Source organism: Enterobacter sp. 22499 (assembly GCF_052044815.1).
GTDB classification, from domain to species: domain Bacteria; phylum Pseudomonadota; class Gammaproteobacteria; order Enterobacterales; family Enterobacteriaceae; genus Enterobacter; species Enterobacter bugandensis.
Genome location: NZ_JBQENR010000004.1, coordinates 1 through 21,912 on the forward strand (window position 1 = coordinate 1; position 21,912 = coordinate 21,912).

At 53.6% G+C, this 21,912-nt stretch carries 25 protein-coding genes and 3 tRNA genes; 10 read left to right on the forward strand and 18 right to left on the reverse strand.

The window, feature by feature from the left end; translation table 11 throughout:
* From ACTJI7_RS13500 to ACTJI7_RS13550, 11 genes are all read right to left on the reverse strand, one after another.
* Positions 1 to 1,121, reverse strand: a 1,121-nt coding sequence (locus ACTJI7_RS13500; protein ID WP_440670601.1) for an integrase core domain-containing protein, incomplete at its 3' end; no start/stop codon positions are given.
* A gap of 101 nt (positions 1,122 to 1,222) precedes the next feature.
* The gene (locus ACTJI7_RS13505) at positions 1,223 to 1,738 is read right to left on the reverse strand and encodes a GNAT family N-acetyltransferase (RefSeq protein ID WP_440670603.1); all 516 of its coding nucleotides are present in this window, start codon (positions 1,736 to 1,738) and stop codon (positions 1,223 to 1,225) included.
* Positions 1,738 to 4,029, reverse strand: a complete 2,292-nt coding sequence (gene opgB / locus ACTJI7_RS13510) for a phosphatidylglycerol--membrane-oligosaccharide glycerophosphotransferase (protein ID WP_048959805.1) — start codon at positions 4,027 to 4,029, stop codon at positions 1,738 to 1,740. The genes ACTJI7_RS13505 and opgB overlap by 1 nt, the downstream gene beginning before the upstream one ends.
* A 268-nt stretch (positions 4,030 to 4,297) precedes the next feature.
* On the reverse strand, positions 4,298 to 4,780 hold the full coding sequence (locus ACTJI7_RS13515; protein WP_440670605.1) for a DUF2501 domain-containing protein: 483 nt from the start codon (positions 4,778 to 4,780) through the stop codon (positions 4,298 to 4,300).
* A gap of 84 nt (positions 4,781 to 4,864) precedes the next feature.
* Positions 4,865 to 5,602, reverse strand: a complete 738-nt coding sequence (gene dnaC / locus ACTJI7_RS13520; RefSeq protein WP_028015417.1) for a DNA replication protein DnaC — start codon at positions 5,600 to 5,602, stop codon at positions 4,865 to 4,867.
* Complete coding sequence (gene dnaT, locus ACTJI7_RS13525) at positions 5,599 to 6,144, reverse strand: primosomal protein DnaT (RefSeq protein ID WP_028015418.1); 546 nt, start codon at positions 6,142 to 6,144, stop codon at positions 5,599 to 5,601. Before dnaT ends, dnaC begins: the two co-directional genes overlap by 4 nt.
* 147 nt (positions 6,145 to 6,291) lie before the next feature.
* On the reverse strand, positions 6,292 to 6,720 hold the full coding sequence (locus tag ACTJI7_RS13530) for an organic hydroperoxide resistance protein (protein ID WP_440670607.1): 429 nt from the start codon (positions 6,718 to 6,720) through the stop codon (positions 6,292 to 6,294).
* Between the two features lie 84 nt (positions 6,721 to 6,804).
* A complete protein-coding gene (locus tag ACTJI7_RS13535) occupies positions 6,805 to 7,257 on the reverse strand; it encodes a MarR family winged helix-turn-helix transcriptional regulator (RefSeq protein WP_028015419.1) in 453 nt (150 codons plus the stop codon).
* A gap of 41 nt (positions 7,258 to 7,298) precedes the next feature.
* Entirely contained in the window at positions 7,299 to 7,940 is a 642-nt protein-coding gene (locus ACTJI7_RS13540) for a TetR family transcriptional regulator (RefSeq protein ID WP_028015420.1), read from the reverse strand.
* A 67-nt stretch (positions 7,941 to 8,007) separates the two neighbouring features.
* Positions 8,008 to 8,481, reverse strand: coding sequence for a threonine/serine exporter (locus ACTJI7_RS13545; RefSeq protein WP_028015421.1), 474 nt, complete (start codon positions 8,479 to 8,481; stop codon positions 8,008 to 8,010).
* Positions 8,472 to 9,248 (reverse strand): threonine/serine ThrE exporter family protein, encoded by a 777-nt coding sequence (locus ACTJI7_RS13550; RefSeq protein WP_028015422.1) that lies wholly within the window; start codon positions 9,246 to 9,248, stop codon positions 8,472 to 8,474. Before ACTJI7_RS13550 ends, ACTJI7_RS13545 begins: the two co-directional genes overlap by 10 nt.
* Before the next feature lie 408 nt (positions 9,249 to 9,656).
* Between ACTJI7_RS13550 and ACTJI7_RS13555 the strand changes: the two genes are divergently transcribed.
* Both ACTJI7_RS13555 and bglJ read left to right on the forward strand, forming a co-directional pair.
* The gene (locus tag ACTJI7_RS13555) at positions 9,657 to 10,394 is read left to right on the forward strand and encodes a helix-turn-helix transcriptional regulator (protein WP_045259518.1); all 738 of its coding nucleotides are present in this window, start codon (positions 9,657 to 9,659) and stop codon (positions 10,392 to 10,394) included.
* On the forward strand, positions 10,391 to 11,026 hold the full coding sequence (gene bglJ / locus ACTJI7_RS13560; RefSeq protein WP_041911299.1) for a DNA-binding transcriptional activator BglJ: 636 nt from the start codon (positions 10,391 to 10,393) through the stop codon (positions 11,024 to 11,026). Before ACTJI7_RS13555 ends, bglJ begins: the two co-directional genes overlap by 4 nt.
* 40 nt (positions 11,027 to 11,066) lie before the next feature.
* Here bglJ and ACTJI7_RS13565 read toward each other — a convergent pair whose 3' ends face one another.
* Positions 11,067 to 11,525, reverse strand: a complete 459-nt coding sequence (locus tag ACTJI7_RS13565; RefSeq protein ID WP_023331967.1) for a YbaK/EbsC family protein — start codon at positions 11,523 to 11,525, stop codon at positions 11,067 to 11,069.
* 328 nt (positions 11,526 to 11,853) lie between these two features.
* On the opposite strand from ACTJI7_RS13565, the gene ACTJI7_RS13570 reads away from it, so the two are divergent.
* Positions 11,854 to 13,200 carry a PTS sugar transporter subunit IIC gene (locus ACTJI7_RS13570; protein WP_028015425.1) on the forward strand — a complete coding sequence of 449 codons (1,347 nt, stop codon included), beginning with the start codon at positions 11,854 to 11,856 and terminating at the stop codon, positions 13,198 to 13,200.
* Positions 13,201 to 13,296: 96 nt separating this feature from the next.
* Here the strand turns inward: ACTJI7_RS13570 and fhuF are convergent, their stop codons facing one another.
* Both fhuF and ACTJI7_RS13580 read right to left on the reverse strand, forming a co-directional pair.
* On the reverse strand, positions 13,297 to 14,085 hold the full coding sequence (fhuF, locus tag ACTJI7_RS13575) for a siderophore-iron reductase FhuF (RefSeq protein WP_440670610.1): 789 nt from the start codon (positions 14,083 to 14,085) through the stop codon (positions 13,297 to 13,299).
* 94 nt (positions 14,086 to 14,179) lie between these two features.
* Positions 14,180 to 15,244: a GGDEF domain-containing protein gene (locus ACTJI7_RS13580; RefSeq protein WP_048999318.1), complete on the reverse strand. Its 1,065-nt coding sequence runs from the start codon at positions 15,242 to 15,244 to the stop codon at positions 14,180 to 14,182.
* Between the two features lie 216 nt (positions 15,245 to 15,460).
* Here ACTJI7_RS13580 and ACTJI7_RS13585 point away from each other — a divergent pair, with 216 nt between their 5' ends.
* On the forward strand, positions 15,461 to 15,730 hold the full coding sequence (locus ACTJI7_RS13585; RefSeq protein ID WP_032644970.1) for a DUF1435 domain-containing protein: 270 nt from the start codon (positions 15,461 to 15,463) through the stop codon (positions 15,728 to 15,730).
* A gap of 41 nt (positions 15,731 to 15,771) precedes the next feature.
* Here ACTJI7_RS13585 and ACTJI7_RS13590 read toward each other — a convergent pair.
* The 4 genes from ACTJI7_RS13590 to rsmC form a co-directional block, all read right to left on the reverse strand.
* Positions 15,772 to 15,858 (reverse strand) — tRNA-Leu (locus ACTJI7_RS13590).
* 33 nt (positions 15,859 to 15,891) lie between these two features.
* Positions 15,892 to 15,978, reverse strand: a tRNA-Leu gene (locus ACTJI7_RS13595).
* 28 nt (positions 15,979 to 16,006) lie between these two features.
* Positions 16,007 to 16,093: transfer RNA gene (locus ACTJI7_RS13600), tRNA-Leu, on the reverse strand.
* Positions 16,094 to 16,267: 174 nt separating this feature from the next.
* Complete coding sequence (gene rsmC / locus ACTJI7_RS13605; RefSeq protein WP_047367286.1) at positions 16,268 to 17,296, reverse strand: 16S rRNA (guanine(1207)-N(2))-methyltransferase RsmC; 1,029 nt, start codon at positions 17,294 to 17,296, stop codon at positions 16,268 to 16,270.
* Between the two features lie 102 nt (positions 17,297 to 17,398).
* Here rsmC and ACTJI7_RS13610 point away from each other — a divergent pair, with 102 nt between their 5' ends.
* The 6 genes from ACTJI7_RS13610 to ACTJI7_RS13635 all read left to right on the forward strand — a co-directional run bounded on the left by ACTJI7_RS13610 (position 17,399) and on the right by ACTJI7_RS13635 (position 21,809).
* The gene (locus ACTJI7_RS13610) at positions 17,399 to 17,812 is read left to right on the forward strand and encodes a DNA polymerase III subunit psi (RefSeq protein ID WP_047367287.1); all 414 of its coding nucleotides are present in this window, start codon (positions 17,399 to 17,401) and stop codon (positions 17,810 to 17,812) included.
* Positions 17,781 to 18,224 (forward strand): ribosomal protein S18-alanine N-acetyltransferase, encoded by a 444-nt coding sequence (gene rimI, locus ACTJI7_RS13615; RefSeq protein WP_028015431.1) that lies wholly within the window; start codon positions 17,781 to 17,783, stop codon positions 18,222 to 18,224. Before ACTJI7_RS13610 ends, rimI begins: the two co-directional genes overlap by 32 nt.
* 19 nt (positions 18,225 to 18,243) lie before the next feature.
* A complete protein-coding gene (gene yjjG, locus ACTJI7_RS13620) occupies positions 18,244 to 18,921 on the forward strand; it encodes a pyrimidine 5'-nucleotidase (RefSeq protein ID WP_047367288.1) in 678 nt (225 codons plus the stop codon).
* Positions 18,922 to 19,012: 91 nt separating this feature from the next.
* A complete protein-coding gene (gene prfC, locus ACTJI7_RS13625; protein ID WP_028015433.1) occupies positions 19,013 to 20,602 on the forward strand; it encodes a peptide chain release factor 3 in 1,590 nt (529 codons plus the stop codon).
* Positions 20,603 to 20,902: 300 nt separating this feature from the next.
* Positions 20,903 to 21,520, forward strand: coding sequence for a molecular chaperone OsmY (gene osmY, locus ACTJI7_RS13630; protein ID WP_028015434.1), 618 nt, complete (start codon positions 20,903 to 20,905; stop codon positions 21,518 to 21,520).
* A 127-nt stretch (positions 21,521 to 21,647) separates the two neighbouring features.
* A complete protein-coding gene (locus ACTJI7_RS13635) occupies positions 21,648 to 21,809 on the forward strand; it encodes a DUF1328 domain-containing protein (protein WP_003856556.1) in 162 nt (53 codons plus the stop codon).
* Positions 21,810 to 21,912: the final 103 nt, after the last annotated feature.

A 21,912-nucleotide genomic window follows, 5' to 3' on the forward strand; every position in this document is an offset into this window, starting at 1 on the left:
TAGTACGCAAGCGTTATTCCGTTAAAGATGATGGCCTCAAGGCCATCATCTTGTTCTTCCAGCATGATGTACTCATCAGTCAGCGCTTCACTCAGGAACACCGTCCCCTTTTTCCCCATATAGAGTGTCCCCCTCGATTTCACTCTGTAGACCGTTCCTCCTGACGGATAGGCATAGTCAGGAACACGGCCATCCCACTGTCGCTTCGAGGGTTGCCACACCGTTCCGGGCGTTGCACCCGCCAGGGCTTCATGCGGTCTTTCATAGTTAAATTCTTTCCGGTAGTCACTGAACCACCGCTGTTGTTCTTCCATCGTCATGAAGGTGTTCCCCTGCGCCAGCGCACTTTTCAGGGAACGGTGCATGCGTTCGTGCCGCCCGTTCTCTTCGGGATGGCCCCGGCGGATTCGTTCCGGTCTGACGCCCAGCTTTATCAGCCAGACTGCAAGACGACTTAACCCGGCGATACCCGTCCCTGCGAAGGGCTGACCATTATCGGTTCTCAGAACGTCCGGCAGACCGTACTCCAGGAACGCCTCCGTCAGACAGTGCCTGACGAAGGGCTCGCTCTCACGGTCCGTTCCACGGCAGCTCAGCAGATACCGGCTGTGGTTGTCGGTCAGGGTGAAGGGATGACAGTACTCTCTGCTCAGCAGCCTGAACTTGCCTTTAAAATCAGCGCTGCAGACCTGATTGTTCTCACTGATGCTGGTCAGGGGCCGGCGATTCCCCGGCGTTCTGCGCTTTCTCTTTCTGTCTGGTACCAGGCCTTCACGCTTGAGGATATCGCCGACAGTGCTGGCAGCAGGAACGGTAAAATCGACGTGATGATTGAGGAGCCACATCCGCAGTTTTTTCGGGCCCCAGTCAGGGTGTTTCTGACGCAGGGCAGTCAGGTGTCCGACGACCTCATCAGGAACCGTCCGGGAGTGGGAGCGTGGTGCGCGCGACCGGTCAGAGAGAGAGGACAGGTCAGAAGGGTCAAAACGCTGAAGCCATTTGTAGCCGGTTTTGCGGCTGATGCCAAAAAGACGGCAAAGAGCGGAGAAGGAGTCCGTACCTGCATGGCAGGCACGGATAAAATCAAGGCGTTGCATAGGTCGGGTCTCAGTCCAGGGCATAGCGAGTCTCCTCTTCTATGCCAGTTATAACTGTTACCCATGTATCCGGTCTAAAGTGTTACCCATGTTTCCGGTTCATACCGAAGCGCCACCGGGCGATATCAAAGCGGCAGGCGCATGGCGCAGCGGGAGTCATACGCTAAACCGTGCGCCGTCTCTTCTTCGCGTTTTTCACGCAATTCAGGCGTCAGCCTCGTCATCATTTCAAACCCCAGCCGCGCATAGAAGGGCGCATTCCACGGCACGTCCCGGAACGTCGTCAACGTCAGCGATCTCAGCCCCTTTTGGCGGGCATGGTCAGCCGCACAGGCGATGAGCTGCCGACCGATCCCTTTTCCCTGCCAGGCCAGATCGACCGAGAGCTCCACAATAAACAACGACGAAGGGTGCGCTTCAGTGAGGATAAACCCCACGGGACGGTCGTTCGCCAGCGCCAGCCAGCTTAGCCCCCGTTCGGCATAGCCGAGATGCTGTTCAGCGGAAATGACCTCGCCATCGGCAAGCCAGGCGAGGTCGGGGTAGTCACGAAAACGCTCGCCCGCCGCGCGCTCAATGGCGGGCAGGGCGGCAACGTCGTCGGAATGTGTGGGCCGAACGGTGAGGCTAAGGGTGACCATTAGCCTGCGCGACTCACGATTTTAATTTCAACCATGCCGATCCCGAGCTGGCGCGGTGAATGGCCGAGAATATTTCCTTCATTGGTGGACTGCGGGTCTGGCGGCACAATCACCAGGGTACTGCTGCGCGATGGATTCTCAAAATGCAGGGTGTGAGTGCTTACGTCATTTCCAAGCGTCAGCGTCTGCTCTTGATCGCCCACGCGCACCGGTACGGGCTTATTCGCGTTAGGCCCGTACGCCCTGGCCGTGATCACCAGATCAAATTGTTCCGGCAGCGGATGGGTGTACTCAATTTTCACCTCGTTGCCCAGCTGCGCGTTTGACCAGCGTCCCCACGACTCCGGACGGGAGATGCCGCTAAACTGCTTCACCTCTTCGGGCGCGCCGGCCACGTTAAAGATAAAGCTGTCCGCTTTATAGCGGATGTCGTTGTCGACGATTTTCAGCATGTCGATGTTGTGCTGATAGCGAGCCGTATCAATCACCGTATCTTTAAAGGCGGTTTTGCCTTTCCACTGGGCTTTGTCGACATGCTGCACGGTTTGCTCCCCGCCAAGCTGGCCCTGAGAGACGCACCAGTCCGTAGAGAGCGCCAGCGGCTGCGACCAGAGCTGACCCATTTTGTAACACCGGTCAATCCAGACGAAGTTATCGCGAGGGGCGAAATCGGCCAGCTGGAAGCGCAGCGGCGCGGAATACTCGCTTTCCGGCAGCGGTTCGACGCGACTATCCGACACGCGCACCAGCAGCGGCAGGCGGAAATTGCTGCCGGAGAAGGCAACGGTGTTTTTATCCCGATCGACGGTGAAGTCTTTCATCTCTTTCGGGAAATTCCACAGGCGGATGATGTCGGGCTTCCAGGCGAGAATTTTTTCCTTCATGTTGAGGAACACTTCCGACAGGGATTGCCCCGAGAGCGTGCTGCGCCCGAGGCCAATAAAGTTGTCGCCCCCCAGAATGTCCAGCACGGTTGCGCCGTTATCCATGGAGTTGCGTTTGGTGGCGATTAACTCCTGCTGCGGCTGGTCGCCGCGCAGCACGAAGAAAAGATTGCTGCGATCCTGCTTGCTGAGCTGGTCCCACGCGCTGTTTTTCATTGCCAGATGGTCAGACGATACGACGATGACGGTGTTTTTAAACCAGGGCGAGGCTTTGATTTTCTCGACCAGCGCGGCGATGTGCTCCTGGCTACAGGTCACGGCGCTGAAAGACTTGTTGTTTTTGCCGTCCACGTCATAGCTTTTTCGCTTACAGGTGCGCGAGACAAACCCGTCCGGATGGTGCGTATCTACCGTCAGCGCAAAGAGAGAAAACCGCTTCCCGGCGCGGGAAAGTTCCTCGAATTTCTTCCAGGTTTCGTCCAGCACCGTATCGTCATAGAAGCCCCAGTCGTTGCGGTAGGTGGGATCGGCAACCGTCGTTTTTAACTCTTCTGAGCCATACAGGTGGTCAAAACCGTGGGATTTCAGGAACACATCTTTTCCGGCAAAGCGCAGGTTTGCTCCCTGCATAAAGTAATTTTCATAGCCGGAGTTTTTCAGGATATCGCCCAGGCAAATATTCTGCGGGAAGAACGTCGACATCGAGGCGGAGGCGTTGCCTTCAAAAGGTGCGAACAGCGGGATACCGCACTGAGAGGCCACCATCCCGGCGATAGTGTAATCCGTGCCGGGTAACTGCATGGTGTGGCTGAAATCGAGACCTTCGTTTTTCAGCGCGCCCAGTTCCGGCGTGAGGTTCGGAAACGCATCGTTATCAAAGTAGGTGCGCTCCAGGCTTTCACCGTAGATGTAGACCAGGTTGAGCTTCGGGTTGGCGATCGTTTTCGACGGCTCTTTATAGTAGGCCACGAAGTCCGGATCGCCGTCGCGCGACTGGGATTTTACAAGCTCGGTGATCTGATGAAACGCGGGGCTGGCGTCAACGGAGGCCAGCGCCAGGAAAAGCGCCAGCAGGCTGTAGCCATGATGGTGAGGAAGATGGCGACGGCGGCGCAGCACCCAGGCGAGCGCGCCGAAAATCGTCACCAGCGCCACGATCAGTCCCAGCCCCGGAAGGATGTATTTACCTACTCCCGCGCCCGTCAGGCTGTTCGTCAGGGTGTAGAGCACGGCATCGTTAATGCCGTCGCCGGTGAAGTAATCGCTGGCGTATAAGGTAATGTTTAAAACGATAAAAATGCCGAGCACCACCAGCGTGGCGATAAACCACCAGGTGTTACGGCCGGCTTTCCAGGCATAAACGCCGACGGAAGCCAGAAAAAGGATAAGAGAGATGAATTCTGACAACAGCATATCCTCATGACGCCAGGTGCTTCGCTGGCTAACTGTTTATTTTTGGTAAGACAATGTAATGGCGATGTCGTTTAGCTGCAATTTTAGTGTCACGAAAGTGTGCTGTTGTTAGGATTTGGTTTATAAAATCGTTTTTATGAGGATGGTCGCATCCTGACAAACGGACGCTGAGACGGTGGCAGGTAGGTAAAACGCTCGTTTAACGCCGCGATGCAAGCCTATCGCATTAAACGCGGCGTGTTGTGGCAGAAAATGGGGCGGATCAGGAGATGAAATTAACGCCTTGTTTCAGCACCAGATCGCAGGCTTTGGTTTTCACCTGTTTTGCCAGGGCGGAGTTGCCAAGGGTGCTCAGGTTAAGCTGTTGGCCGTTTTGCGCGTTAAGCAGGCCCTGAATGCCGTCCATATAGCTGGTATCCGCTTTTTGCTCCTGCGTGTCGAGACCCAGTTTACCCAGCACCTGGTTTTTCACGTTTTGCGCGTCGGTCACCGAGGCCAGCTTTTGCTTAGCGCAATATTCCAGAATCCCCGCCGCGTTGTTCATCGTGCCCGCGCTCAGGCTCTGGGAACTGTTGGTCAGCAGGCTGGTGAGAGAAGAGGCCGAGAGCCCGCCCTGGGCGCTACTGCTCTCTTTGGTCAGCTCATTCGCGGCGCTTGACAGGGACTCCTGCCACGAAGCCGCTTGTGCTGCGCCGGTAATCAGCAGCGCGCCTAAAAAGGTGCTGATAAGAATCTGTTTTTTCATAATGGCTTTCTCAAAAAGGTCCGTTTTGGGCCGGAAGGGGTTCCAGTATATACCTGCGCCCTGCTGGCGATTCCTGGAACTGTCTTAATACTCTTTGCCGGTGACGCGGCTGCGGTAACTGTCCCAGTCGAAGATGACATACAGACTGTTGCCCAGCTTCATGCGGTCCATGACGCGTTCGCCCAGTAAGCGGGTCATCTCGTCAATGTTGTGGTTCGTCAGCATCCCGGTGGGACGTTTTGACGAAGAGCGGCGATCGACTATCTGGTTAATGATGACCTTTTCATAACGGGATTCGGTCTGAACGCCAATCTCGTCGATGACCAGTAGATCGACATTGCTCAGATCGTTAAGAAGCTGCTCTTCGCTGGTTTCACGGTTGCTGAAGGTGTCTTTCATGGCGGACATGATATCGGCCACGGTGATAATGAGGACCGATTTACCGCGCAGAAGCAGTTCGTTGCAGATGGCGGCCGCGAGGTGGTTTTTACCTGTGCCCGGCTTGCCGCTAAAAATGAAGCTGGCGATATTGCCGTCAAATTCATCCACGTACTGACGCGCGGCGGCAAGCGCGTTCATCTGCCCGCTGGTCTCAATTTTATAGTTATCAAACGAGCAGTTCTGATGCAGGGGACGAATACCGGAGCGGTTAAAGGTGCGCTGCATTTTCATCGCCCGGTTTTCGCGGGCGAGCGCGGCGGCACGAATTTTACCTTGCTCCTTTTGCCACGCCAGCAGCTCTTCACCCGTGGTGAAGGCGGGCTTCACGTTGGCTGGCATCATTTTTTGCAGACGTTTCATCAGGTCGCCGACGTTCTTCATTTCGCACCTCGGAATCCACTCGGGATCTGTTTATCCGGTTCTGAAAACGTGTTGATATCGCGCTTAGGCTGGCCATTGTTACTGGCGCGGGTAATTTGAAGATGACGCGCGAGCTTTTGCTGCCACTGAATGTGGGTGAACACTTTGCCTTCCGCCTGCCACCAGGCGATAAACGCGGCGAGCTCTTCCGCGGTGGCTGGCTGAGTTAACGCAATGCCCCACAATGCTGCCTGCCGCTGAAAATCTGCGTCAGGCTGCCAGCCCGCGTACAGGACAAATTTGCCCATCGGAACGGTTAGCGGGGTATTAACTGGTTCTTCAAAAAACTGGTTATCCAGCGTGACGTCGCTTGCCGGACGTGACATCTGCGCTTCGATCTCCAGAAGCTGCGCCAGACGTTCCGGCGTGATTGCGTAAAACGCCGGCGCGTTGTCGGCAAAAACCGCAACCGTGCCGCCTTCGGCGTGGGTCAACACTCCGCGTGGGTCGCGCATAAAGGCATCAATGCCAGCAATGCTGGTGGTCAGAATTCTGGAGGACATAACGCTTACTCAACTGATTACTACGGGCGTGATATGGGCTTATGGTAGCACAGAGAGGGGAGGGGATGGAGGGGATTTCCCCGGTGGCGCTGCGCTTACCGGGGCTACAGTCGTAGGCCTGAAAAGCGCAGCGCCATCAGGCAGTTATCACGCGATGATATTCAGGGTCACGTCGATGTTGCCGCGGGTCGCGTTAGAGTACGGGCAAACGATATGCGCCGCATCGACCAGCTTTTTGGCTTCCGCAGGATCCATACCTTCAACGTGGATATTCAGTTTTGCTTCGATACCAAAACCGGTCGCCAGCGGGCCGATACCCACTTCGCCTTCAATAAACGCTTCTTTTGGCAGGGTAAATTTGTCGCGAGCCGCCACAAACTTCATCGCGCCCAGGAAGCAGGCAGAGTAACCCGCAGCAAACAGCTGCTCAGGGTTCGTGACTTCTCCACCCATACCGCCCATCTCTTTGGGCACGCCCAGTTTAACGTCCAGAACTCCATCGGAAGAGGTCGCGCGGCCGTCACGGCCCCCGGTTGCTTTTGCTTTGGCGGTATAAACAACTTTTTCTAAAGACATGGCAGGTTCCTCATCTTGCTTTAATGTGTGCTATTAAATAGCGTGCGATATATATGGTTAAATAATAACGCGTAAAGTATAGCCTTACGCGCGTTGAATCTGTTGTCGCAAAAGTTCCAGCTGCTGCTTGAGCGCCAGCATGGTGTCGGTATCACACTGTGCGGCGCACCCCACCGCGTGTGGGATACCCAGTGCCTGCTGCTGAAGTTCACGTCCGGCTTCAGTCAGCGTGACGGCGACCTGACGTTCATCTTTACGCGAGCGGTGGCGGTTGATTAGCCCTGCGCTTTCCAGACGCTTCAGAAGCGGCGTCAGCGTTGCGGAGTCAAGGAACAGCCGTTCACCGATGTCCGACACCGTCACGTCATCCTGCTCCCACAGCACCAGCATCACCAGATATTGCGGGTAAGTCAGGTTTAGCGGCGCCAGCAGTTGCCGGTACAGCTTATTAAGCGCCAGATTTGCCGAATAGAGGGCAAAACAGAGCTGGTTATCCAGCAGGAGCGCAGCGGTCGTGTCGTTCGTTTTTGCGTTCATAAAATGAATATAGATTGTGCGCGATTTAATTGCAAGCAATTTTAGGGGCAGGTATAACGCAGCGCCACCTGAACGGCCATTTTACGGTAGTGCTGGCGCTGGGCCTGCTCGTCTGCACCCTCTTCAAACAGCAGGGTGAAGGTGTAGCTGTTGGCAACGTAGTGAAAGCTGAAGCTGCTGATCAGACGGTGAAGGTCGCGGGCGTCAACCGTCTGGCTGAAAAGCTGTTTTTCTTTGCCCCGGCGCAGGATGCCTTCCAGCAGGTCGAGCGCGCTGCGGTTGACCTGCCGCAGATAGTTTGACTGCTGCATAAAACGGCCGCGCTGCATGTTTTCCATGCAGATAATGCGGATGTAATCCGGGTGGTCGGCATGATAGTCAAAGGTGGCTTCAACCAGATGGACCAGCGCTTCGACGGGAGGCATATCCGCCAGGCTAAGCGCCTTTTCACTAGCGCGAATTTGGGTGTAAACGTACTCCAGGACGAGCAGGTAGAGATTTTCTTTGTTTTTAAAATGGTAAACGACCATGCGTTTGGTGGTACCTGCTTTCTCCGCGATCTGCTCCATGCGGGCGCCGTTTAGTCCAAATTCGGCAAACAGCGCGATAGCGCTCTGAAAAATTTTCTCTTTCAGGCTCGATTCTTCACTGTGATCGGGGTGTTCGCTGCCAGAGTTAGCCACATCCTTTCCTTATTTTTACCAAACGGACCAGAAAGATTATCTCCACGGCAGCGAAATAACACAAATATCAAACGCGCGGGCGTTTGCGGTAGAGCCATAGCCCGGGTATCGACAGCCCGATAGAGAGCGCACCGACGATGGAGGACGCCTTAAGAAAGTTGCTAAGGAGAAGGATCATCTGCGGCTCGGTGTAGCCAAAATGGCTGATTTTCACCGCGGAAATCATCGCCGTATAGGCAGATATGCCGGGGAACATCGGGATAACGGCGGCGACGGTGAACACTTTCGGATGCGCCAGATACCAGCGCGACCACTGAATACCGATGCTGCCGACCAGCATAGAGGCGATAAACGTCGACCATTCGATGTTAAAGCCCGCCGTCATCATCACCATTCGCGAGCCGTGGCCAATTGCGCCCAGCAGCGCACACCACGGCAGAGCGCGTTGCGGAACGTTAAATACTATCGCAAAGCCGACGGCAGGAATGGCCGCCAGGGCCATGTCCTGTGCCAGCGCCAGCAGAAAATCTATCACGCCCATCCTCGTAACCCCCACAGCGTCATCGCCATCACCACGCCGATGCAGGTCGCCAGCGTCAGCAGGCTGGCGATAGCCCAGCGTGCCAGCCCGGTATTGATGTGCCCTTTAAACATGTCGGCAACGGCGTTGATCAGCGGGAAGCCCGGCACCAGCAGAAGCACGCTGGCGGCCATCGCAATCGTCGGGGTCGCGGCAAACTGCGGCAGGCGCAGCAGCAGGCCAGACACCGTGGTGGCAACAAACGCGGTAATGCAGAAGTTAATTTGCGGGTGCAGCTGCCGGTGCGTCAGCAGCTGGCGCACGTACATGGCGATGCTGCTGGCGAAAAAGGTGACGATCGCGCCGTCCCAGCCGCCTTTATTGAGCTTACAAAAACAGGCGCACGACAGCCCCACCATGAGCACGACCAGCCAGCGTGGATAACGTAATGGCTTGATTTGGTTAAAACGTTTTTCAATCTCCTTGAGATCGAGAAGCTTATGCTCAGCCAGGATGACGATGTGCTGGACCTCGGTTACAACGTGCATATTAATGCCGCGGTCGTGGTTTTTACGGGTGGACGTAAGACACTGCCCGTCTTTAATGGTGGTCAGCACAATGGCGTTGGATGAGATAGCGCTCTCAACGCTGTCCATTCCCAGCGCCAGCCCCAGCCGGGTTGAAAGCTCCTCGACCAGCGCGCTTTCCGCGCCGTGCTGGAGCAGAAAAAGACCGCACTGAATACAGAGCCGCGTGATAGCACGCTGCGTTGACCGATCTGCCTGCATGTATTGTCCCGAAGATAAGGTGAATAGTTGCCGGTTGGCCCGTAATGCCTACTTTTAGCACAAAGTGCAGTGGCCCTTGCTGTGGGTCAGATCAAGGTTTATGCAAACAGTTACCCCCCGCGTCACGACGACTTACAGGATTAATTTATTAATATGATGAATTATTAATTTGAAATAATAAAATATTTGTATTTAGAAATTCTAATTTTATTTTGTTGTTATTTTAATGTCTGCGCAATTAAATTGATTTGCGCTTTGTGAGATATTAGCGCTGTTTTAGGCATTTCCTAAACTAAGAACATATCTCATCTTCTGCTTGTATTAATCTTTTTATACTCAGGGAAGAAAATATTTATACCTTGGTGCGTTTTACATGACGCACCGAAGGAAAATGGACACGGAGGGTCTATGTTGTCGTTGCCTGGTAAGCATGGCGTTGTCATTAGCCGGATACCCGTCATGCAGAATGGGTTAGGGGACGTGATGGCACGTCATTTCCCCGATTTTGAATTGACCTACTGCCGCTCACTGCAGGAGTTAACCCTGCTTCAGTTGCGCCGCGCAGATGTGATTATCGCCGACGTTTCAGGCGAATACAGGAACCCACGGGGTACGCTCGAAGAGTATTACCGCTTACTGAACCAGTACCGGGAAATCCACTGGATCTTTTTGGTCTCCCGGCCGTTTTACCCTATTGCCGTTGAGCTGCTTATGCGGCCGGAAAGCACGCTGCTTTCTGATATGGAACCTATCGAAGGTGTCGTTAACGCTATCCGGGCAGGGAGTGAACGCGCAGAACGGATAAGCCAGACGTTATTAACCCCAGAACCTGAGGAAAGTGAGGATGACGAAGAACACTTTATTGCGCTCACGCACTCAGAACGTAAGGTGCTTCGCCTGTTAGGCAAAGGGTGGGGGATTAACCAAATCGCTACGTTGCTTAAAAAGAGCAATAAAACGATCAGTGCGCAGAAAAACAGTGCGATGCGAAGGCTCTCATTGCGGAGTAATGCCGATATGTACGCCTGGATCAACAGTACACAGGGAATGAGAGAGCTGAGTTTAATGTCAGCCTATGGAGAGTTCGAGGAATGGAAAAAACCGATTCAACAAGACATATCGCCATCATCGAAAATTGCTCGATGAGTGCGGTCGGGCTGCAGCATCTTTTTACGCAGCCTGAACTCAGCCAATATCAACTGCACCTGTTTAATGATTTTGATGGCTTTAAGAAAGCACTGCAACACGTGAATTTTTTCTCGCTGATCTATTCGCTTTCCGATGCGCGAGAAGAACGACGTAACTGCCTGGCGCATCTGCGGGATCTCGCGTTTACGCATAGCCATATTCAGCGCATTATCCTGGTCTCGGATGAGATGGAGGCTAGGTTGATTAGCCATCTTTCGCCTTCACGTCTTCACGGTGTGGTCAGTAAATCGGTGACCCTTGAACACCTGCTGAAGGAGTTAGTGGTATTGTTGAGCGAAACGCTGCGCATTAATGACAATATGCTTAACCACTGGTACTGCAGTCAGAACCGGATGTTAAGCCCAACGGAAAGAGCAATTTTACGTTATATGTCATGCGGATATTCCATTCCCGAAATCGCGGCGCAGCTTGAACGCAATATCAAGACTATTCGCGCGCATAAGTTTAATGCGATGGTGAAGCTAGGGGTGAATTCTGACGTAGGATTGCTTGATGCAGCGGATATTCTTACCCATCTTCCGGTTAGAGAACCGCGAACTGTGGGGCTAAGCAAACCGACATTTTTGTAACTTGTGCCTTTTGCGCGCCAGATGTGCTCTGGCGCGTCATTCAGATGCACACATCAACCCACTTTGCTGAAGTCAGCTCTGCCATTCTGTCCGGAGAAATACGTACGGCACTATGGATAGCGCCAGCGGCGGGGAGCACTTCAGCGTATTGTTTTAAAGAGATATCGCAGTAAACCGCAAGTGGGTTTTCAAGCCCAAACGGGCAGACGCCACCAACGGGATGACCCGTCACGGTAACCACTTCATCACTGCTGAGCATGCGTGCTTTCGCGCCAAACGTGTCTTTCAGTTTTTTGTTATCCAGACGCGCATCACCCTTCGCCACCACCAGAATCACCTCATTTTTAACCTTCAACGATAGGGTTTTGGCGATTTGTCCCGGCTCTACACGGTGGGCGGCAGCAGCCAGCGCAACGGTAGCCGTACTCTGGCTAAGTTCTATTACCTCTATTTCCGGCGCGTTGTCGGCAAAAAACTGCTGTACGGACTGCAAACTCATTGTTTCCTCCTGACAAATATCCTGCGTAATCTGTCATAAGAATTTATGCTCTGTAAATATCTCTTAAGTAACAAATATCCAGGATGGCTGATTTCTGGATCCTCTTCACAATCACAGAAACCGGTTACAGTAACCGGTTGCAGAGCGTGATGCGTAGATTAATACTGAGTATGTAACGTCCCCTGTATCCAATAATAAGAGCCAATTATGAAACCATTTCGTCTGAGCAGTACCGCTGGTACGCAAGCCAGCAAGGTTGTGAAGCTGATTTATGGAACAACGTGCGGCGCGAGCGCGCCTGTAATAAACGTCTGACAGGAGATCAACCATGTCTGCCAACCATGCTGCGTTTAATCTGATATTCCGTTTCGTTGAAAATTACGTGAGCCCGATCGCCGGGCGGATCTCGTCCCAGCGTCATGTCATGGCTATCCGTGATGGGTTCATCTCTGCGATGCCGTTCATGATTGTGGGTTCATTTTTATTAGTGTTTGCTTACCCGCCGTTTTCGCCTGATACCACCTGGGGTTTCGCGCGCGCCTGGCTGGATATGGCGAAGCAGTTTGAAGGCCAGATCCTGACGCCGTTTGATATGACGATGGGCATTATGTCCATTTATATCTGCGCGGCCATCGCCTATAACCTTGGCAAACATTATGTCAAAACGCACCAGCTGGATCCGTTCATGTGCGCCATGCTGTCGCTGATGGCGTTTCTGCTGGTTGCCGCCCCGAAAACCAAAGGCACGCTTCCCGTCGACAGCCTGGGTGGAACGGGTATTTTTACCGCCATTCTGGTGGCGATTTACTGCGTTGAAATGATGCGTTTCCTGAAGGCGCATAACATCGGTATTCGCCTGCCGGACCAGGTGCCGCCGATGATCAAAAACTCCTTTGACCTGCTGATCCCGGTGCTGGTGGTGGTGTTAACGCTTTATCCGCTGAGCCTGGTGATTCAGTCTCAGTTTGACATGCTGATCCCGCAGGCAATTATGTCCATCTTCAAGCCTCTGGTTTCCGCGGCGGATTCACTGCCCGCGATCCTGCTGGCGGTGTTGATTGGCCACCTGCTGTGGTTCGCCGGGATCCACGGGGCGGCTATTGTCTCCGGGATGCTGCAGATGTTCTGGCTGACTAACCTCGGAGCGAACCAGACCGCGCTGGCTGCCGGCCATCCTCTGCCACATATTTTTATGGAAGCCTTCTGGACGTTCTTCATCGTGATTGGCGGGTCGGGTGCGACGATGGGTCTGGTGATTTGCTATCTGCGCAGCCGTTCAGCGCATTTACGCTCTATTGGCCGATTGAGCGTGGTGCCCAGCTTCTTCAACATCAACGAACCCGTTATCTTCGGTACGCCGATTGTAATGAACCCGGTGTTCTTTATTCCGTTCCTGCTAGCCCCAATGGTTAACGCCGTGCTGGCCTGGGCGGCGATGACGTTTGATCTGATTGGTCGTGTTATTTCAGTCGTCCCCTGGACGGCACCGGCGCCGATAGGCGCAGCATGGGCTCTGGGCTGGGATTTCCGCGCGGCTATCCTGGTTGTGGTTCTGGCCTGCGTGTCGGCAATCATCTACTACCCGTTCTTCAAAGTGTACGAGAAGCAGCTGCTGGAGCAGGAAGCGGAAGAAGCACAGCGTAATGGGGAAGAGGACAATCAGCAGGTGGCTTAAAGACGATGTGCCGGGTGGTGGCTGCGCCTTACCCGGCCTACGAGTCGAGGTTTTTGTAGGCCCGGTAAGCGAAGCGTCACCGGGCAATTCACTGCACTACTTCAGGGTGCAATCCCCGCACTGCTTAACGTCCGGCAGGCGATAGCGCTGGCAGCAGGTACGGCGTACCAGAAGCCCGTCACGGAGCACAACGGTACGGAATAACGGATTATCGCGACCATCGGAAAGCTGTTTGGCAAAGAAGCAGGACTGGCGCAGGGCCTCCACTTTCTCATCGCCAAGCAGCGGCTTCATTTCTGTTAAATACCAGTGAATTAAATACCCGGTATTACTCCAGATAAGCTTCCCGTTGATCTCGCCCGTTGCTTCAAGTGCCTCTACCACTGGGATCAGGGCCTGGATGACAAGCTGTTCCAGACGTTCCTGAGCAGAGAACTGCTCTGCGCCGCGATCTTCGTGCAGATCAATCCAGAAGCAGGCTGCTCGGCCAGTTTCGTGGAACTCGACGTGAAAATGATCCGGGGAGAGCGCCAGCATGCTCTTTTGGGTTAATACCGCCAGCATGAGTGGGGGAACCATCAGCCCGATATACCACTGTGCCCACAGGGAAAGCAGAGGTTTATTTTCCCGCGTTAGGGTCGGCTGATTGCGATAGATATGGTCGGAATAGGTTGCAAGCAGCGACTGCAGCGTAGAGTGCTGCTGCCACTCAGCGAGCGTCATGGTGTGGTGCGGGGGCGCTTCATCAAGCCTGATAAAGTCCAGCAGGTGGGCGCGCGTCTTAGCAATCTTGTCCCGTATGGCATCCGCAAGCGACGCATTCCCGCTGGTGAGGGGCGCTCGCCAGAGGAGTGGTTCAACGATGTGTGCGGTATGCGTAGCCATAGTTGAGATAGAAATCTAAATGATAATGATTGCCAATCCTAACTATTGCTCATACCAATGGCAAGACTTTTGTCCTGATTAACCGAAGACGCGCTTAAGCGGTTTGTAGCTCTTCACTCAGCAGAATGTTATTGCGACCTAAATGCTTTGCTTCATAGAGGGCTCTGTCCGCTCTCTCCAGAGCGCTTTCCACGTCCTCGTTTTCGAAAATGGCAATACCGATGCTGATGGTGACATTGGTGGCGACGCTTTCGTTGAACAGATGGGGGATTTTCAAATCATAGACTTTCTGACGGATCCGCTCTGCCGTATGGCGGGCGTGTTCAAGTGAAATATTCGTCAGCAGCACCATGAACTCTTCCCCACCGAAACGCGCCACAATATCGCGCGAACGGACGGCATCACGAATTGCCGCAGAGACGCGCTTCAGCGCCTGGTCACCCATCATATGGCCATAATGGTCGTTATAGGCTTTGAAGTGGTCGATATCCATCAAAAGAACAAAATGTTCGCCGTTTTCTACCGCCGGCAGATTCTCCAGACGGCTTTGCAGGCCGCGACGATTATAGAGCCCGGTTAGCGGGTCCATCATACTGAGATCGGTCAGAGTTTCCCGTTCTTCCAGCAGGCGAGAGAGCAGCTCCTGGGCGAAGCGATCGTTGCGCCGTTGCAAAATGTTATGAATAGCAATAGCCACCACAGGAAGTGCGAAAGAATAGGACATTCTTAGCCATATATCCTGGTCACTTAACCACAGGCAGACAATAAAGGCGGGGAGCGAGTGCAGCGTAAATGCTTTGATATTACTGGCGAAGGCCAGCGTTCCGATAAAAAGCACCGTGAGTAAAGCTATTATCAAATACATCGCCTGGTCATGGGTAATTAGCGAAAATTTCGAATCTATTTGCCAGGCCCACAAAATACCAAAGATTGCTGAAACGGCAGGAATATTTATCTTCCGCGCGCGCTTTTTCCAGTGCCAGATGAACAGGCCAGTACTGATCGCGAAAATAGCAATCAGAGGGGCAGAAAACACGCGTACAGAATAGAGCGGGTTTGTTACCGAGAACACGGCTGACGTTGCGTTCAGAAATAAAAATAAACGTAACGATAATTGATATTTTCTTTGAACCAAAGACCGCCAGGATTGTGATGTCATAGTCGTGCGTTTTTATTAAAACTTAATTAAAACAGATGAATAGGTGTGGTTTCGCACTTAATTATGCAAAAAACTCAAAGCGTAATTATAAGAAAAAGTTTATGTGTAGTTAACAGGTGAGCAATTTATCACCTTAGGAAATTTCTGTCATTCTACATAAGGGGAAAGGGCGATTTTTTTTGCTTCACCGCGCTGACAAATGATAATTTTTATCATATGATATTGTTTATCATTATCGTTATGAAAGGGCGATGTATGTTGAACAGGGCGCTGGGAAGTGCATGGGGAGTATTGCTGCCGGGCGTAATCCTTGGCGGTTTGATGTTTGCCGATCTCTCCATCGAAAGCTGGAAGGCCATCATTGTGTCAGGGCTGCTGATGACGTCAGGCATGATCTGGCATAAGCACCTACGCCATTATGTGTTACTGCCATCATGCGTCGCATTAGTCAGCGCAATTCTGGTGATAATGATGAGCTTGAAATAACAGGGAAAATAAGAGGTATTACAGAAGGGAGATAAGATAATTGGTGCGAGGGGGGGGACTCGAACCCCCACATCCGTAAGGACACTAACACCTGAAGCTAGCGCGTCTACCAATTCCGCCACCTTCGCACAGTCATCTTACTATTTTTGATATCGCCTCGTTGGTGCGAGGGGGGGGACTCGAACCCCCACATCCGTAAGGACACTAACACCTGAAGCTAGCGCGTCTACCAATTCCGCCACCTTCGCCCAGTGCGAGCAATATCAACGTGATTTATGGTGCGAGGGGGGGGACTCGAACCCCCACATCCGTAAGGACACTAACACCTGAAGCTAGCGCGTCTACCAATTCCGCCACCTTCGCATACCATCGATACTGTAAAAGTATCGTAACCACGGAGGCGCATTCTAGATGTTTTCAGCTTTACGTCAACAGAAAAGTGCGCGCCTTTTATTGATTGCTGCAAAAATGGACGGAATTGCGACGCCTGCTTGCCGGATGGCGCTGGCGCTTATCCGGCCTGCATTGTATGGCGAATTATTTCTTTGCCTGACGCGTCATCACGGTGCGGTAGACCTTAAAGCGGCCCGTCTGGGCGATCACTTCGTGGAAGCCGAAGGTTTCGTCCAGCACTTTCGGGTACGCCAGGAAGGCGTTCGCCACGATGCGCAGCTCGCCGCCGCTGTTGAGGTGACGAGTCGCGCCACGGATCAGGGTTTGCGCAGCTTCGAGGCTGGTTTCCATCCCGTCGTGGAACGGCGGGTTAGAGATGATCATGTCAAAGCGGCCGGTGACGTCAGAGAAGACGTTGCTGGCAATCACATCGCCTTCAATGCCGTTGGCCGCAAGCGTTGCGCGGCTGGCTTCTACCGCCGGGGCGCTCACGTCACACAGGGTTAAACGCACTTTTGGTGAATGGCTGGCAAGCACCGTTGAAAGCACGCCCGCGCCGCAGCCCACGTCCAGCACTTTGCCTTTGGTGTGCGGTGTCAGGGTGGAGAGCAGCAGCTTGCTGCCCGTATCCAGCGCGTCACGGCTGAAGACACCCGGCAGGGTTTTGATGGTCAGACCGTCAAGCTGGTACTCGTCCCAGTATGCCTGCGCATCAAACGTTGTCTGTTTTTCCAGACGGCCATGATACAGACCGCAGCGACGTGCGCTGTCAACTTTGGTCAGCGGCGCGTAGGCTTCCAGCATCTGCTCGGCGCTACGGACACCGCTGCGGTTTTCACCGACCACGAAAATATCGCAGCCAACCGGCAGCAGGGAGAGCAGGTTCATCAGCTGGAACTGGGCTTCCGGCTTGTTCTTCGGCCAGTAGTAGATCAGCGTATCGCAGTCGGCAATATCGCTCTGCTCCGCCACCAGGCTGAAGCGTGCGCGCTCGCCCATCTGGCGGCTCAGCACCTGCCAGTGGTGGTAGTATTGGGTGTGGGCACGGCTTTCAGCACAGTCGAAACGCGCGGGCAGGTCATCCTGCATATCTCCGGCAAACAGAATACGGCTTTCTTCGAAATCATCACTGTGACGCAGCAAGACTTCACTTGCCGGGGTAAATGCAGACATGAATTGTTCCTCAATAAACTCAGGCGGGGATTATAGTAGGTAGATGGCGCACTTTCGACACATTTGCTATATTTGCGCGCCTGAGAGACAGGAGTTATCCCTATGACATCCCGACGAGACTGGCAGTTGCAGCAGCTGGGCATCACCCAGTGGGCTTTGCGTCGCCCGACGGCGTTGCAGGGCGAAATCGCCATCTCCATCCCCGCGCACGTTCGGTTGGTGATGGTGGCGGAAGAACTGCCTGCCCTGAATGAGCCCCTGATCGGTGATGTCCTTCGCAGCCTGAAGCTGACGCCCGACCAGGTCTTACAGCTGACGCCGGAACGGGTTGCCATGCTTCCTTCTGATAGCCGCTGTAACAGCTGGCGCATCGGAGAGACAAACGACATCTCTCTTCAGGGGAGCCAAATCAGCTCACCAGTGCTGGACGAGCTGAAAGCCAATCCAAAGGCGCGCAGCGCGCTATGGCAACAAATCTGCGAATATGAACACGATTTCTTCCCTCACGACGCCTGACCTGACCGCAGCGTTCGCGATTGAAACACGCGCCCACGCTTTTCCGTGGAGCGAAAAAACGTTTGCCAGCAATCAGGGCGAGCGCTATCTGAACTACCGTCTGGACGTTGACGGCACTCTGGCCGCGTTTGCCATCACGCAGGTGGTTCTTGACGAGGCGACGCTGTTTAACATCGCCGTCGACCCGGCGTTTCAGCGCCGTGGGCTGGGCAGAGAACTGCTTGAGCATCTCATTCGTGAGCTCGAAACCCGCGACGTTTTCACCCTGTGGCTGGAGGTGCGCGCGTCGAATGTCGCCGCCATCGCGCTCTATGAAAGCTTAGGCTTTAACGAGGCGACAGTCCGACGTAACTACTACCCCACCGCAGAGGGACGTGAAGACGCCATTATCATGGCTCTGCCAATTGGATAACGAATATAAGGTTGTAACGATGAAATGGGACTGGATTTTCTTTGATGCCGACGAAACGCTGTTTACGTTTGACTCGTTCGGCGGCCTACAGCGGATGTTTCTCGACTATAGCGTGACCTTCACCGCCGAAGATTTTCAGGACTATCAGGCGGTGAATAAGCCGCTGTGGGTGGATTACCAGAACGGTGCCATCACTGCGTTACAACTTCAGCACCAGCGATTTGACGTCTGGGCGGAGCGCTTAAAGGTCAGTCCGGGGACGCTGAACGAGGCTTTCCTTAACGCCATGGCCGATATCTGTGCGCCCCTGCCGGGCGCGGTTTCCCTGCTGAATGCGTTGAAAGGCAAGGTGAAACTGGGGATCATCACCAACGGTTTTACCGCCCTGCAGCAGATCCGCCTTGAGCGCACCGGCCTGCGCGATCATTTCGATGCGCTGGTGATCTCCGAAGAGGTTGGTGTGCCGAAACCGGATCCGCGAATTTTCGATTATGCGCTGGCGCAGGCCGGTAATCCCGACCGCGATAGCGTGCTAATGGTGGGTGATACCGCAGAGTCTGATATTCTTGGCGGTATGAAGTCAGGTTTGTCGACCGTCTGGCTGAATGCGCATGGCCGCGTGAAGCCTGAAGGCATCGAGCCAACCTGGACCGTCACGTCATTGACCGAACTGGAGCAACTCCTGTGTAAACAATGATTGCCTGCCCCCCGTTGATGGGTAAAATAGCCGCAATTTTGTATTCCATGATGCGTGGCGTGCTGCCGCGCTTATAAAAGAAGATTTAATTATGACGTTGTCTCCTTATCTGCAAGAGGTGGCCAAGCGCCGTACTTTTGCCATTATCTCGCACCCGGATGCCGGTAAAACGACCATCACCGAGAAGGTGTTGCTGTTCGGACAGGCGATCCAGACTGCGGGTACCGTTAAAGGCCGTGGCTCCAGCCAGCATGCAAAATCTGACTGGATGGAGATGGAAAAGCAGCGTGGTATTTCGATTACCACCTCCGTGATGCAGTTCCCGTATCACGACTGCCTGGTGAACCTGCTGGACACCCCGGGGCACGAAGACTTCTCCGAAGATACTTACCGTACCCTGACGGCGGTGGACTGCTGTCTGATGGTGATCGACGCCGCGAAGGGTGTAGAAGATCGTACCCGCAAGCTGATGGAAGTTACCCGTCTGCGCGATACGCCGATCCTCACCTTTATGAACAAACTCGACCGTGACATCCGCGATCCGATGGAGCTGATGGATGAAGTGGAAAACGAGCTGAAGATCGCCTGTGCGCCAATCACCTGGCCAATTGGCTGCGGTAAGTTGTTCAAAGGGGTTTATCACCTCTATAAAGACGAAACTTACCTGTATCAGACCGGTAAAGGCCACACCATTCAGGAAGTGCGCATTGTGAAAGGTCTGGACAACCCGGATCTCGATGCCGCCGTTGGCGAAGAGCTGGCCGCGCAGCTGCGCGACGAGCTGGAGCTGGTGAAGGGTGCGTCTCACGAGTTCGACAAAGAACTGTTCCTGAGCGGCGAAATTACCCCGGTCTTCTTCGGTACCGCGCTGGGTAACTTCGGCGTTGATCACATGCTGGACGGTCTGGTGGAGTGGGCACCTCAGCCGATGCCGCGTAAAACCGACACCCGCGAAGTGGAAGCGAAGGAAGAGAAGTTCACCGGCTTCGTCTTTAAAATTCAGGCCAACATGGACCCGAAACACCGCGACCGCGTGGCCTTCATGCGCGTGGTGTCCGGTAAGTATGAGAAGGGCATGAAGCTGCGCCAGGTGCGCATCGGTAAAGATGTCGTGATTTCCGACGCGCTGACCTTTATGGCGGGCGACCGTTCGCACGTTGAAGAGGCGTATCCGGGCGACATCATCGGTCTGCACAACCACGGTACGATCCAGATCGGCGATACCTTCACCCAGGGCGAGATGATGAAGTTCACGGGTATTCCGAACTTCGCACCGGAGCTGTTCCGTCGAATTCGTCTGCGCGATCCGCTGAAGCAGAAACAGCTGCTGAAAGGCCTTGTTCAGCTCTCTGAAGAGGGCGCCGTGCAGGTGTTCCGTCCAATCGCCAACAACGATCTGATTGTTGGCGCGGTCGGCGTGCTGCAGTTCGACGTGGTGGTTGCGCGCCTGAAGAGCGAGTACAACGTGGAAGCGATTTACGAATCGGTCAACGTGGCGACCGCGCGCTGGGTTGAGTGTTCTGACGTGAAGAAATTCGAAGAATTTAAGCGTAAGAACGAAATTCAGCTGGCGCTCGATGGCGGCGACAACCTGACCTATATCGCGCCAACGATGGTCAACCTGAACCTGACGCAGGAACGTTATCCAGACGTTCAGTTCCGCAAAACGCGCGAACACTAATCCCCTCCCGGAGCACGGCAATCGCCGTGCTCATCTTTTATTCCTGTCTTATTAGTCCCTTGCGGAATGTTCTTAATTCACCGCAAATTCACGCTATTCGCGCGTTTTTTACGCAATTCTGAAAGCGGCATTGTGAGAGTGATCTATATTTAACTCAGTGTTTAGCACCGGGCATGGATGAATTAACTGTTCAATGCATGTCGATTGGTTCTCCATTTCACCCGTGTGTTTATTCGCGATATATAAAACTACTAAGGAAGTATTTAGCCCGAATAACGGGTAAAACACAGGAATACATCGATGAATATGACAAGACTGAAGATTTCTAAAACTCTGCTGGCTGTAACACTGGGTAGCGTTCTGGTTAGCGGTTCCGCCCTGGCGGAAAGCAGCACCATGGATAAAGCACAGTCCACGGCCGACACCGCAGGGCAAAAAATCGATAGCTCTATGAATAAAGTCGGTAATTTCATGGACGACAGCTCTATCACAGCAAAAGTGAAAGCCGCACTGGTGGATGATGAAGCCATCAAGAGCACCGATATTTCCGTTAAGACCGACAAAAAGGTCGTTACCCTGAGTGGCTTTGTTGAAAGCCAGGCCCAGGCCGAACAGGCTGTGAAGGTGGCGAAGGGTGTCGAAGGTGTCGCATCCGTGAGCGATAAACTGCACGTTCGCGACGGTAAAAACGCCTCGGTGAAAGGTTATGCCGGTGATGCCGCTACTACCAGCGAAATCAAAGCTAAACTGTTAGCAGATGACATCGTGCCGTCTCGTAAGGTGAAAGTGGAAACCACCGATGGCGTGGTTCAGCTTTCCGGTACGGTTGATTCACAGGCGCAAAGTGAACGCGCCGAGTCAATTGCGAAAGCCATTGATGGTGTTAAAAGCGTTAAAAACGATCTGAAAACGAAGTAAATCTGGACCATTCGCCCGTAAGGCTTAACCCTGCGGGCGAAATAAGAACGACTCTGGAAAAACGCCGGTGAGTGACCTGAGCGCTCACGTTTAGCGGCCGACATTAACTATGGTAAAGGAGAAGCTTATGTTTCGTTGGGGCATTATATTTCTGGTTATCGCGTTAATTGCCGCCGCATTGGGCTTTGGTGGTCTGGCAGGTACAGCGGCATGGGCAGCTAAAATTGTCTTCGTCGTCGGTATTATTCTGTTCCTGGTCAGCCTGTTTACGGGTCGTAGACGTCCGTAGCAAACGCAATATTCCTTCAACAAAATAAAGCCAGTCACTGCGACTGGCTTTTTCTTATTTGCGTTACAGGTCGGGTGCGTTACTGTGGAGTGATAAAATAATC